The following is a 12,693-nucleotide window of genomic DNA, read 5'->3' as shown; positions in this document are numbered from 1 at the left end:
CCTGGCTGTCCTTGCGTGCTGGCGAGACGCCATTTTCCAGGCAAAAAAAGAGGGCCCGCAAGGGGCCCTCTTTCATTTTGCTACCGCTTAGAACCTGTTCACGATCTCGCGAGCTAGAGCAGAACAAGGCGCAACGACCAACGGGAGTAACAGCCGAAGGCTGGCCCGAAGGGCGAGCGCAGCGAGTCAAACAGGCGAGGGAGCGCAGTTTAGTCCACTAAATGAGCATCACTCGCCTGTTTTTAACGCAGTTATGCCGACGCGCAGCAGGTCGTGGGCAGGTTCTTAGACGCCGGAGGCTTCGGCAGCGGCTACATCTTTAATGGAGAGCTTGATGCGGCCGCGGTTATCGACGTCCAGAACCAGGACCTTGACTTCCTCGCCTTCCTTGAGCACGTCGGTGACCTTGTCGATGCGCTTGTCGCTGATCTGCGAGATGTGCACCAGACCGTCCTTGCCCGGCAGGATGTTGACGAAGGCGCCGAAGTCGACGATGCGCTCGACCTTGCCGACGTAGATCTTGCCGATCTCGGCTTCCGCGGTGATGCCCAGGACGCGCTGCTTGGCGGCCTCGGCGGCTTCCTTGGTTTCGCCGTAGATCTTCACGCTGCCGTCGTCCTCGATGTCGATCGAGGCCTTGGTCTCTTCGCAGATGCCGCGGATGGTGGCGCCGCCCTTGCCGATGACGTCGCGGATCTTGTCCGGATCGATCTTCATCGACAGCATGGTCGGGGCGTTTTCCGACAGCTCGGCGCGCGGCTGGGCGATGACCTGGTTCATCTGGCCGAGGATGTTCAGGCGCGCTTCCAGCGCCTGCTCCAGGGCGATCTCCATGATCTCTTCGGTGATGCCGTTGATCTTGATGTCCATCTGCAGGGCGGTGACGCCCTTGGCGGTACCGGCGACCTTGAAGTCCATGTCGCCCAGGTGGTCTTCGTCACCCAGGATGTCGGTCAGGACGGCGAACTTGTCGCCTTCCTTGACCAGGCCCATGGCGATGCCGGCAACCGGAGCGCGAACCGGCACGCCGGCGTCCATCAGCGCCAGGGAGGCGCCGCACACGGAAGCCATGGAGCTGGAACCGTTGGATTCGGTGATCTCGGAAACCACGCGGATGGTGTAGGGGAACTCGTCCTGCGACGGCAGCATGGCGGCGACGCCACGACGGGCCAGACGGCCGTGGCCGATTTCGCGACGGCCCGGGCTGCCCATGCGGCCGCACTCGCCCACCGAGAACGGCGGGAAGTTGTAGTGCAGCATGAACGGGTCCTTGCGCTCGCCTTCGAGGGTGTCGAGCAGTTGGGCGTCACGGGCGGTGCCGAGGGTGGCGACGACCAGGGCCTGGGTTTCGCCACGGGTGAACAGGGCCGAGCCGTGGGTCTTGCCGAGCACGCCGACTTCGATCTTCAGCGGACGCACGGTGCGGGTGTCGCGGCCGTCGATACGCGGCTTGCCGTTGACGATGTTCTCGCGAACGGTGCGGTATTCCAGCAGGCCGAAGACGTCCTTGACCTCGCTGGCCGAGTACTGGCCTTCGCCTTCGCCGGCGAACCTGGCGACGATCTCTTCGCGCAGGGCGTCCAGGGCGGCGTAGCGCTCCTGCTTGATGGTGATGGTGTAGGCGTCGGAAATGGCGGCGCCGAACTCGGCCTTGATGGCCTCGATCAGGGCGGTGTTCTCGGCCGGGGCGCTCCAGTTCCAGCTCGGCTTGCCGGCTTCGGTGGCCAGTTCGGCGACGGCGCGGATGACCGCCTGGAACTCTTCATGGGCGTACAGCACGGCGCCCAGCATCTGGTCTTCGGTCAGCTCGTCGGCTTCGGACTCGACCATCAGCACGGCGTCGGAGGTACCGGCCACGACCATGTCGAGGCTGGAGCTCTGCAGTTGCTCGTAGGTCGGGTTGAGGATGTAGCCGACTTCCGGGTGGAAGCCCACGCGGGCGGCGCCGATCGGGCCGGCGAAGGGAATGCCGGAGATCGCCAGGGCGGCGGAGGTGCCGATCATGGCGGCGATGTCCGGATCGGTCTTCTTGCCGGTGGAAACGACGGTGCAGACGACCTGCACTTCGTTCATGAAGCCTTCGGGGAACAGCGGGCGGATCGGACGGTCGATCAGGCGCGAGGTCAGAGTTTCCTTCTCGGAAGGACGGCCTTCACGCTTGAAGAAACCACCGGGGATGCGGCCGGCTGCGTAGGTCTTTTCCTGGTAGTGGACGGACAGCGGGAAGAAGCCCTTGTTCGGGTCGGCCTGCTTGGCGCCCACGACGGTGACCAGCACGGTGACGTCGTCCATGGTGACCAGCACGGCGCCGGTGGCCTGGCGGGCGATGCGGCCAGTCTCGAGGGTTACGGTCGATTGACCGAACTGGAATTTCTTGGTTACCGGGTTCACGGTGTCTTTACCTTCACTTAGTTGCCTTGGGGGAAATCGTGGAAATGCCGGGAGTCGGACCCAAAATCATTCCCTAAAAAAGCCGAAAGCTGGAAGCCGAAAACTGGAAGCAAGAGCAACGCCCCACTTCCACCTTCCCACTTCCAGCTTCCGGCTCGCTCACGTCTTAGCGACGCAGGCCCAGGCGACCGATCAGGGCGCTGTAACGAGCAGTGTCCTTGTTCTTCAGGTAGTCCAGCAGCTTGCGGCGCTGGTTGACCATGCGGATCAGGCCACGACGGGAGTGGTGGTCTTTGCCGTTGGCCTTGAAGTGGTCCTGCAGCTTGTTGATGTTGGCGGACAGCAGGGCAACCTGCACTTCCGGGGAACCGGTGTCGCCTTCAGCTTGCTTGTACTCGTTTACGATCTGGGCTTTCTCTTGGACGCTCAGTGCCATGATGGGCTTTCCTCTGAGGTAACAGGCCAGGGACTTTTCCCTGTGTTCATAAAGGAGGTGTGACCGTGCCTGTTGACAGCCACCCTCGGGTTTCCGGCCTTACGACCGAATCAGTCGACGCGGCGCGATGCGCCCGTCGTCGGTCACTTCACCGATACCGATGAAGCGACCTTCGTGATCCTGTACCCGTAGCATGCCGAACTTCGGCGCCTCGGGTGCGCGTACCGGCTGCCCGTGCAGCCAATAGTAGGCGCTGTGCTCGGACAGCTGCAGCAGCGGCCAGTGTTCCAGGCCGGCGTCCACCGGCAGCAGGAAGCGGTCGAGGGCCTCGTTGCCGCCCTCGGCATGGACCTGCACCAGTTCCTCCAGCGTCACCGCCTGGGCCAGGCCGAAGGGGCCCGCCTGGGTGCGCCGCAGCGCAGCCACGTGGGCGCCGCAGCCCAACTCGCGGCCGATGTCCTCGACCAGGGTGCGGATGTAGGTGCCCTTGCTGCAGGAAACGGCCAGGGTGGCGCAAGGCGCCTCGAAGGCCAGCAGTTCCAAGCGCGCAATAGTAACAGAACGCGCCTCGCGCTCCACTACCTCTCCTGCGCGGGCCAGCTTGTACAGCGGCTGGCCGTCCTTCTTCAGTGCCGAATACATCGGCGGCACCTGCTCTATTTCGCCACGGAAGCGCGGCAGCACGGCCTCCAGGGCCTCCCGACCGACGGTCACCTGACGCTCCTCGAGCACCTCGCCCTCGGCGTCGCCAGTGGTGGTGGTGACGCCCAGCCGCGCCAGGGTCTCGTAGCCCTTGTCGGCATCCAGCAGGTACTGGGAGAACTTGGTGGCCTCGCCGAAGCACAGCGGCAGCACGCCGGTGGCCAGGGGGTCGAGGCTGCCGGTGTGCCCGGCCTTTTCCGCATTGAGCAGCCAGCGCACCTTCTGCAGGGCCTGGTTGGAGCTCATGCCGCGCGGCTTGTCGAGCACCAGCACGCCGTTGACCGCACGGCGGATACGTTTCACCTGGGCCACGCCTTACTCCTCGGAACCGCCACCGTGACGACGGTCTTCCGCCACCGCCCGCTCGATCAGCGCCGACAGCTCGGCACCGCGGCGGATGCTGGCGTCGTAGCTGAAATGCAGCTGCGGTACGCTGCGCAGCTTCATCGCCTTGCCCAGGTGCATGCGCAGGAAGCCGGCGGCGTCGTTGAGGATCGAGACGTTCTGCTTGATCAGCTCGGCGTTGTCGTCCTGCCCCATCACGGTGATGAACACCTTGGCGTGGGACAGGTCGCGCGCCACGTCGACGCCAGTGATGGTCACCAGGCCCAGGCGCGGGTCCTTGACCTCGCGCTGGATCAGCAGCGCCAGTTCGCGCTGCATCTGATCGCCGATGCGTTGGGTACGGCTGTACTCTTTTGCCATTTTCCTAACCTGCTTCCGGTGGCCCATGGGCACCGGACGAATAAGCGGCAAACGCCCGGATCAGCAAGGCTGACCCGGGCGCTGCGTTTACGCTCGTCGGCCCTTACAGGGTACGAGCGACTTCGACCTTCTCGAACACTTCGATCTTGTCGCCGACGCGGACGTCGTTGTAGCTCTTCACGCCGATACCGCACTCCATGCCGGCACGGACTTCGGCCACGTCGTCCTTGAAGCGGCGCAGCGATTCCAGCTCGCCTTCGAAGATCACCACGTCGTCGCGCAGTACGCGGATCGGACGGTTGCGGTGCACCAGGCCCTCGGTGACCATGCAGCCGGCGACCGCGCCGAACTTCGGCGAACGGAACACGTCACGCACTTCGGCGATACCCAGGATGTTCTCGCGGACATCGCTGCCGAGCATGCCGGTCAGGGCTTTCTTGACGTCTTCGATGATGTCGTAGATCACGTTGTAGTAACGCATGTCCAGGCCTTCGGCCTCGACGATCTTGCGCGCACCGGCGTCGGCACGGACGTTGAAGCCGAACAGCACCGCGTTGGAGGCCAGCGCCAGGTTGGCATCGGATTCGGTGATGCCACCGACGCCGCCGCCGACCACGCGGACCTGCACTTCTTCGTTGCCCAGGCCGCTGAGCGAGCCCTGCAGGGCTTCCAGAGAACCACGCACGTCGGCCTTGAGGACGATGTTGAGGGTCTTCTTCTCTTCCTGGCCCATGTTCTCGAAGATGTTTTCCAGCTTGGCCGACTGCTGGCGAGCCAGCTTGACCTCGCGGAACTTGCCCTGGCGGAACAGCGCGACTTCGCGGGCCTTCTTCTCGTCGGCGACCACGGTCACTTCGTCACCGGCATCCGGCGTGCCGTCCAGGCCGAGGATCTCGACCGGGATCGACGGGCCGGCTTCCTTGATCGGCTTGCCGTTCTCGTCGAGCATGGCGCGCACGCGGCCGTAGTTCACGCCGCAGAGGATCATGTCGCCCTGGCGCAGGGTACCGTCCTGGACCAGCACGGTGGCTACCGGGCCGCGGCCCTTGTCCAGGCGCGACTCGACCACCACGCCACGGCCGGGGGCCGACGGGGTGGCTTTGAGTTCCAGGACTTCGGCCTGCAGCAGCACGGCTTCGAGCAGCTCGTCGACACCGGTACCCATCTTCGCCGAGACCGGCACGAAGGGTGCGTCGCCGCCCCACTCTTCCGGGATCACGTCGAGCGCGGCCAGGCCGTTCTTGATGTTGTCCGGGTTGGCGTCGGGCTTGTCGATCTTGTTGATCGCGACCACGATCGGCACGCCAGCGGCTTTCGCGTGCTGGACGGCTTCCTGGGTCTGCGGCATGACGCCGTCGTCGGCCGCCACCACCAGGATGACGATGTCGGTCGCCTGGGCGCCACGGGCACGCATCGCGGTGAACGCGGCGTGGCCGGGGGTGTCGAGGAAGGTGACCATGCCGCGGTCGGTTTCCACGTGGTAGGCGCCGATGTGCTGGGTGATGCCGCCGGCTTCGCCCGCGGCCACCTTGGCACGGCGGATGTAGTCGAGCAGCGAGGTCTTGCCGTGGTCGACGTGCCCCATCACGGTCACTACCGGCGCACGGGCTACCGCCTCGCCTTCGAACTTCAGCGACTCGGCCAGTTGCTCTTCCAGGGCGTTCTCGCTGACCAGCTTGACCTTGTGGCCGAGTTCCTCGGCGATCAGTTGGGCGGTCTCCTGGTCGAGTACCTGGTTGATGGTCACCGGGGTGCCCATCTTGAACATGAACTTGACGACTTCGGCGCCCTTCACCGACATCTGCTGAGCCAGCTCAGCAACTGTGATGGTCTCACCGATACTCACTTCACGCACAATCGGTCCTGTCGGGCTCTGGAACCCGTGCTGGTTACGCTTCTTCAGCTTCGACTTGCCGCGACCGCCGCCACGGCGACCGAAACTGTCGTCGTCATCCACACCGGTGCGAACAACGCGCGGCGCGGAGGTCTTTTCCTTTTCCTTGATCGACGGGCGATGCTGGGCATGCTTGCGATCGCGACGCTCGTCTTCCTCTTCGCGCTTGGGCGGACGGCGTACTTCGGCTTCCTTCTTGCGCTCCTCGCCAGCAGCCGGAGCGGCGGCGGGCGCGACAGGCGCGGCAGCCGGAGCCCCGGCGGCGACAGCGGGGGCCGCCGGCTGGGGAGCCTGGTCAGGCTGGCGACGAGCCGCTTCCTCGGCCTGACGGCGGGCTTCGGCTTCGGCCTTCTGACGGGCTTCTTCCTCGGCCTTCAGGCGAGCCGCTTCCTCGGCGGCGCGCTGCTCTTCCAGCTCGCGCTGGCGCTCGGCCTCGATCTCGTCGGGGCTGCGCTTGACGTAGGTCTTCTTCTTGCGGACCTCGACGCTCACCGTCTTGCTGCCGGCCACCCGCAGGGTGGAGGTGGTCTTACGCTGCAGGGTGATCTTGCGCGGTTCTTCCAGGCGATCGCCGTGGGCACCCTTGAGGTGCGCCAGCAGAGCCTGCTTTTCGTTGTCGGTCACTACCTGCTCGGCACTGCTGTGCGGCAGGCCCGCCTCGCGCATCTGCTGCAGCAGGCGCTCGACCGGCGTATCGACCGTTTTGGCCAGTTCTTTCACCGTGACTTGCGTCATGCATTTCTCTCCTCAGGCCGCGAATGCTTACTCGAACCAATGGGCCCGGGCGGCCATGATCAACTTGCCGGCACGCTCTTCGTCCATGCCGTCGATGTCGAGCAGGTCGTCGATAGACTGCTCGGCAAGATCTTCACGGGTGGTTACGCCACGCAGCACCAGGTCCAAGGCCAGCTCTTTGGTCATGCCATCGAGGCTGAGCAGGTCTTCGGCCGGTTGCGCGTCGGCAAGTTTTTCCTCGGTCGCGATGGCTTTGGTCAACAGACGGTCCTTGGCGCGCGAGCGCAGCTCGTTGACGATGTCTTCGTCAAAGCCGTCGATGTTGAGCATCTCTTCCATCGGTACGTAGGCGATTTCTTCCAGGGTGGTGAAGCCTTCCTCGACCAGCACCTGGGCCAGCTCCTCGTCGACATCCAGCTCGTCGATGAAGCGCTGCAGGATGTCGCCGGTCTCGGCCTGCTGCTTGGCCTGGATGTCGGCCTCGGTCATCACGTTCAGCGTCCAGCCGGTCAGTTGGCTGGCCAGGCGGACGTTCTGGCCGCTGCGGCCGATGGCCTGGGCCAGGTTGTCCTCGGCGACGGCGATATCCATGGTGTGGGTATCTTCGTCGACGATGATCGCCGCCACTTCGGCCGGGGCCATGGCGTTGATGACGAACTGCGCGGGGTTGTCGTCCCACAGGACGATGTCCACGCGCTCGCCGCCCAGTTCGCCGGACACGGCCTGGACGCGCGAACCGCGCATGCCGATGCAGGCGCCCTGCGGGTCGATGCGCTTGTCCTTGGAGCGGACCGCGATCTTGGCGCGCGAACCCGGGTCGCGGGCGGCGGCCATGACATCGATCAGCTGCTCGGCGATTTCCGGCACTTCGATGCGGAACAGCTCGACCAGCATCTCCGGCGCGGTGCGCGAGAGGACCAGTTGCGGGCCGCGGTTCTCGCTGCGGATTTCCTTGAGCAGGGCACGCACGCGGGTGCCGACGCGGAAGGTCTCGCGCGGGATGATCTGGTCGCGGGCCAGCAGCGCTTCGGCGTTGTTGCCCAGGTCGACGATGACGTTGTCGCGGGTGACCTTCTTGACGGTGCCGGAGATGATCTCGCCGACCTTCTCGCGGTAGGCGTCGACCACCTGGGCGCGCTCGGCCTCGCGGACCTTCTGCACGATGACCTGCTTGGCGGTCTGCGCGGCGATGCGGCCGAACTCGATGGACTCGATCTTCTCTTCGATGACGTCGCCGGCCTTGGTGCCCGGGTGGCTTTCCTGCACGTCCTCGACGGTCAGCTCGGCGGCCGGGTTGGAGTAGTCCTCGTCCTCGACCACGGTCCAGCGGCGGAAGGTGTCGTAGTTGCCGTTGGTGCGGTTGATCTGCACGCGCAGGTCGACCTCGTCCTCGAAACGCTTCTTGGTGGCGGTCGCCAGAGCCAGTTCCAGCGCCTCGAAAATCACGCCGGGCGGTACACCCTTCTCGTTGGATACCGACTCAACAACCAGCAGTACTTCTTTGCTCATCGTACGCCTCGCCTTTCAATCCATTGGAATCCGCTTGATCCGCGGCTCACTCAAATCGGGGAATGATGTTGGCCTTATCGATCGAATCGATCGGCAGCAGGTATTCATGGTCGTCCACCAGGACCACCACGTCCTGCTCCTCCACACCGCGGAGGACGCCCTGGAAGTTGCGGCGACGCTCGAAGGGCACGCGCAACTTGATCTTCACTTGCTCGCCAACGTAGCGGGCGAACTGCTCGAGGGTGAACAGCGGGCGGTCCATACCCGGGGAGGAAACTTCCAGGGTGTATTCGCCGCTGATCGGGTCCTCGACGTCGAGCACGCCACTGACCTGACGACTGACCGTCTCGCAGTCCTCGATCAGGATGCCGTCGGCCTTGTCGATATAAACCCTCAGCAGGGAATGACGTCCCTGGGACAGGAACTCGAGGCCCCAGCACTCGTAGCCGAGCGCCTCTACCACAGGGGCCAGCAAGGCCTGCAACTGTTCTAGCTTGCTCGACACCTGATCGCCTCGCGTATGCCGTAGAAACGAAAAATGGGCGAAACGCCCATCCCTAAAGGGCCGCCCAGCAACGGCGGCGCGGACTGTCCAGCTAGCAAAAAGCCCCTGAAAAGGGGCTCTGCCATAACTGGTTGCGGGAGCTGGATTTGAACCAACGACCTTCGGGTTATGAGCCCGACGAGCTACCAGACTGCTCCATCCCGCGTCAAAGCTGGTGCGAAATTATACGGTTACACCCTATCCAGGTCAACCGACGCACCGGAAACGAAAGCCCCGCATGCGGGGCTTCGTATATGGTACCGAGGAGGGGACTCGAACCCCTACAGCCTATGGCCACTACCACCTCAAGGTAGCGTGTCTACCAATTCCACCACCTCGGCAAAAACCTTTGCCTTACTTCTGCTCAGGAGCTGCCGGAACGTCACCGTTGCCAGCTGCCGGGGCTTGTTGCTGCCCCTGGGTCGCCGGCACGTCGGAGGTTGCCGGGACCTTCTCCTGATGCTGCTCCATCACTGCCGGATCAGGAAGTCCGATGTGACGTATCATATCAGCTTTTTCTTTAGCGAAATACGCTAAACCCAAGCTGGTAATGAAAAAAATTGCAGCCAGTACAGCAGTAAAACGACTGAGGAAGGTTGCGGAACCCTGGCTACCGAAAACGGTACCCGAAGCACCAGCGCCAAAGGAGGCACCGGCATCCGCACCCTTGCCATGCTGAAGCAGGACCAGTACAACCAGACCCAGCGCCATCAGCAGGTGAATCACGATTACAACTGTTTCCAGCATCTTCAGCTTCCCGCGGCGCGACAGATCGCGCCGAACTCATCCGCATTCAGGGAGGCACCACCAATCAGCCCCCCATCGATGTCCGGCATGCCGAACAGTTCGACCGCATTCGCTGCCTTGACGCTACCGCCGTAAAGCAGGCGAACCCCGCGGGCGACCTCGGCATTCTCTGCCGCCAATTGCGCACGGATGGCCGCATGTACTTCCTGGGCTTCTTCAGGCGAAGCGGTAAGCCCCGTCCCGATTGCCCACACCGGCTCGTAAGCCACTACGGCGCGGGAGAAAGCCCCGACGCCCAAATCTTCTATCACCGAGCTCAACTGACGCCCGACGACCTCGAGGGTCTTGCCGGCTTCGCGCTGCTCGCGGGTCTCGCCCACGCACAACACGGGAACCAGACCACAGGATTGCGCCGCGGCGAACTTGCGACTGATGACACCATCGCTTTCGCCCAGCACCTGGCGGCGCTCGGAGTGCCCCACCAGAACCAGGGAGCAACCGGCATCGGCCAGCTGGCTGGCAGCAATCTCGCCCGTGAGGGCGCCCTGCATCGGCTCGATCGCGCAGTTCTGCGCACCGACCGCAACCGCCTTGCCATCCAGGCCCTGAAGAACCTGGTTGATGTACAGACAGGGCGGCAGAACCGCCACGTCGACACCTGTAGGCAGAGCCAGTTGTCGCAAGCCTTTGATCAGCTCCGCAACACTGGAGCGGGTACCGTGCATTTTCCAGTTCCCGGCCACTAAGGGTCGACGCATGCTGTACCTCGCTGAGCAAAGTGGGCGCAGATGTTACTCGACAAAAATCGGACTGACAAGAGAAATCAAGCACATACCTCGGTTACGACCTTCGCCAGCTGTTCGGCGTAGGCACGCACCCGGGTCTCTTCGTCGCCCTCGACCATCACCCGCACCAACGGTTCGGTGCCGGACTTGCGCAGCAGCACGCGACCACGGCCAGCCATGCTTTCGGTGACGCGAGCGCAAGCCTCCTTGACCGCCGGATGCTCGATGGGATCGACGTCCTTGCCCTGGTAGCGCACGTTGATCAGCACCTGCGGGAACCTGCGGATGCCCTGGCGCGCCTCGGCGAGGGTCTGGCCGCGGCTCTTCAGCGCCATCAGCACCTGCAGCGCGGCGATGATGGCGTCGCCGGTGGTGGTGTGCTGGGCGCAGACCACGTGGCCGGAGTTCTCGCCACCCAGCTGCCAGCCGCGATCGAGCATTTCCGCCATCACGTAGCGGTCGCCGACCTTGGCCCGGGTGAAGGGGATCTGCAGGTCGGCCAGGGCCAGCTCCAGGCCCAGGTTGCTCATCAGGGTGCCGACCACGCCGCCCTGCAGGCGGTTGCGCTCCTGCATGTCGCGGGCGATCAGGAAGAGGATCTCGTCGCCGTCCACCACCGCGCCGGTATGGTCGACCATCATCACGCGGTCGCCGTCGCCGTCGAAGGCGATGCCCATGTCGGCCTGCTCGGCGATGACCGCCGCCTGCAGCGCGGCGACGTGGGTGGAGCCGCAGTTGTCGTTGATGTTCAGGCCGTTGGGCTGCGCGCCGATCACCGAAACCTGGGCCCCCAGCTCGCGGAACACGCTGGGCGCGACCTTGTAGGTGGCGCCATGGGCGCAGTCGACGACCAGGCGCAGGCCGGAGAAGTCGGTGCTGGTGGGCACGCTGCTCTTGCAGAACTCGATGTAGCGGCCGGCGGCGTCGTTGATCCGCGAGACCTTGCCCAGGCGCGCGGAGTCGACCACCGTCATGGGCGTGTCGATCAGTTCCTCGATCATCAGCTCGACGTCGTCGGGCAGCTTGGTGCCCTGGCCGGAGAAGAACTTGATGCCGTTGTCGTCGTGCGGGTTGTGCGAGGCGCTGATGACGATGCCCGCCTCGGCGTGGAAGGTGCGGGTCAGGTAGGCGATGCCGGGGGTCGGCATCGGGCCCAGCAGCATCACGTCGGCACCGGCGGCCGACAGGCCGGCCTCCAGGGCCGATTCGAACATGTAGCCGGAAATCCGCGTGTCCTTGCCCACCAGCACGCGGCACTTGCCCTGCTGGCGGAAGGCCATGCCCACCGCCCAGCCCAGCTTGAGCACGAAGTCCGGCGTGATCGGCGGCGTGCCGACGCGGCCACGGATGCCATCGGTACCGAAATATTTCCTGCTCATGCTGTCATTCCTTCTTCCTTAGCCTGTTCCACCGCATCGATCATGCGGACCACATCCACCGTTTCGGCAACGTCGTGCACGCGAATGATGCGCGCCCCCTTGGCCACGGCCAAGGCCGCCAGCGCCAGGCTGCCATACAGACGGTCACCGACCTCGCGCCCCAGCGCGCGGCCGATCATGCTCTTGCGCGACACTCCGACCAGCAGCGGGCAGCCCAGTTCCAGCAGACGCTCCATGCGCCGGAACAGCACCAGGTTGTGCGCCTGGGTCTTGGCGAAGCCGAAGCCGGGATCCAGCACCAGGCGCTCGCGCGCGATCCCCGCCGCTTCGCAGACGGCGATGCGCTCGGCGAGGAAGCCATGCACCTCGGCCAGGATGTCGGGGTAGCGCGGGTCGTCCTGCATGGTGCTCGGCTCGCCGCGCATGTGCATCAGGCACACGGCCAGCCCGGTATCCACCGCGGCGTCCAGCGCGCCATCGCGCTGCAGCGAGCGCACGTCGTTGATCAACCCGGCGCCCAGGCGCGCGGTCTCGCGCATCACGGCGGGGGTCGAGGTGTCGACGGAAATCACCACGTCCAACTCGCGGGCGATGGCTTCCACCACCGGCGCCACGCGCTCCAGCTCCTCGGTCGGCGACACCAGGCGCGCGCCCGGACGGGTCGACTCGCCGCCCACGTCGATCAGGCTGGCGCCGGCCTCGACCATCGCGGCGGCGTGGCGCAACGCGACGTCGCGCTGGCTGAAGCGGCCGCCATCGGAGAAGGAGTCCGGGGTGACGTTGAGGATACCCATGACATGGGTACGCCCTAAATCAAGAACCCGGTTGCCGCAAGGCAACCGGGTCGGGTACAGCTCGAAACTCAT

Annotated in this window: 11 protein-coding genes and 2 tRNA genes; all 13 read right to left on the bottom strand. The window is 64.8% G+C overall.

Annotated features, from left to right (window positions below; translation table 11 throughout):
• Positions 1 to 285 precede the first annotated feature (285 nt).
• A complete protein-coding gene (pnp, locus tag IG194_RS18070) occupies positions 286 to 2,391 on the bottom strand; it encodes a polyribonucleotide nucleotidyltransferase (RefSeq protein ID WP_009613034.1) in 2,106 nt (701 codons plus the stop codon).
• A gap of 166 nt (positions 2,392 to 2,557) precedes the next feature.
• Positions 2,558 to 2,827, bottom strand: a complete 270-nt coding sequence (gene rpsO, locus IG194_RS18065) for a 30S ribosomal protein S15 (protein WP_009613036.1) — start codon at positions 2,825 to 2,827, stop codon at positions 2,558 to 2,560.
• A 99-nt stretch (positions 2,828 to 2,926) separates the two neighbouring features.
• Positions 2,927 to 3,841 (bottom strand): tRNA pseudouridine(55) synthase TruB, encoded by a 915-nt coding sequence (truB, locus tag IG194_RS18060; RefSeq protein ID WP_009613038.1) that lies wholly within the window; start codon positions 3,839 to 3,841, stop codon positions 2,927 to 2,929.
• A gap of 3 nt (positions 3,842 to 3,844) precedes the next feature.
• Positions 3,845 to 4,234, bottom strand: a complete 390-nt coding sequence (rbfA, locus tag IG194_RS18055) for a 30S ribosome-binding factor RbfA (RefSeq protein WP_009613040.1) — start codon at positions 4,232 to 4,234, stop codon at positions 3,845 to 3,847.
• A 103-nt stretch (positions 4,235 to 4,337) separates the two neighbouring features.
• Entirely contained in the window at positions 4,338 to 6,863 is a 2,526-nt protein-coding gene (infB, locus tag IG194_RS18050; RefSeq protein ID WP_058488400.1) for a translation initiation factor IF-2, read from the bottom strand.
• Between the two features lie 27 nt (positions 6,864 to 6,890).
• Positions 6,891 to 8,372: a transcription termination factor NusA gene (gene nusA / locus IG194_RS18045; protein ID WP_009613044.1), complete on the bottom strand. Its 1,482-nt coding sequence runs from the start codon at positions 8,370 to 8,372 to the stop codon at positions 6,891 to 6,893.
• 46 nt (positions 8,373 to 8,418) lie between these two features.
• Positions 8,419 to 8,877 (bottom strand): ribosome maturation factor RimP, encoded by a 459-nt coding sequence (rimP, locus tag IG194_RS18040; protein ID WP_009613046.1) that lies wholly within the window; start codon positions 8,875 to 8,877, stop codon positions 8,419 to 8,421.
• A gap of 128 nt (positions 8,878 to 9,005) precedes the next feature.
• Positions 9,006 to 9,082 (bottom strand) — tRNA-Met (locus tag IG194_RS18035).
• An 89-nt stretch (positions 9,083 to 9,171) separates the two neighbouring features.
• Positions 9,172 to 9,257 (bottom strand) — tRNA-Leu (locus tag IG194_RS18030).
• 13 nt (positions 9,258 to 9,270) lie between these two features.
• The gene (gene secG / locus IG194_RS18025) at positions 9,271 to 9,663 is read right to left on the bottom strand and encodes a preprotein translocase subunit SecG (RefSeq protein WP_043269011.1); all 393 of its coding nucleotides are present in this window, start codon (positions 9,661 to 9,663) and stop codon (positions 9,271 to 9,273) included.
• 2 nt (positions 9,664 to 9,665) lie between these two features.
• The gene (gene tpiA, locus IG194_RS18020) at positions 9,666 to 10,421 is read right to left on the bottom strand and encodes a triose-phosphate isomerase (protein WP_009613048.1); all 756 of its coding nucleotides are present in this window, start codon (positions 10,419 to 10,421) and stop codon (positions 9,666 to 9,668) included.
• A 65-nt stretch (positions 10,422 to 10,486) separates the two neighbouring features.
• Positions 10,487 to 11,827, bottom strand: coding sequence for a phosphoglucosamine mutase (glmM, locus tag IG194_RS18015; protein ID WP_009613051.1), 1,341 nt, complete (start codon positions 11,825 to 11,827; stop codon positions 10,487 to 10,489).
• The gene (gene folP / locus IG194_RS18010) at positions 11,824 to 12,693 is read right to left on the bottom strand and encodes a dihydropteroate synthase (protein WP_058488399.1); all 870 of its coding nucleotides are present in this window, start codon (positions 12,691 to 12,693) and stop codon (positions 11,824 to 11,826) included. The genes glmM and folP overlap by 4 nt, the downstream gene beginning before the upstream one ends.

The sequence above is a fragment of the Pseudomonas sp. ADPe genome (assembly GCF_014843515.1).
Lineage (GTDB): Bacteria > Pseudomonadota > Gammaproteobacteria > Pseudomonadales > Pseudomonadaceae > Pseudomonas > Pseudomonas citronellolis.
Note: the sequence above shows the minus strand (reverse complement) of the source record. Positions and strands in the feature narration are given on the sequence as shown.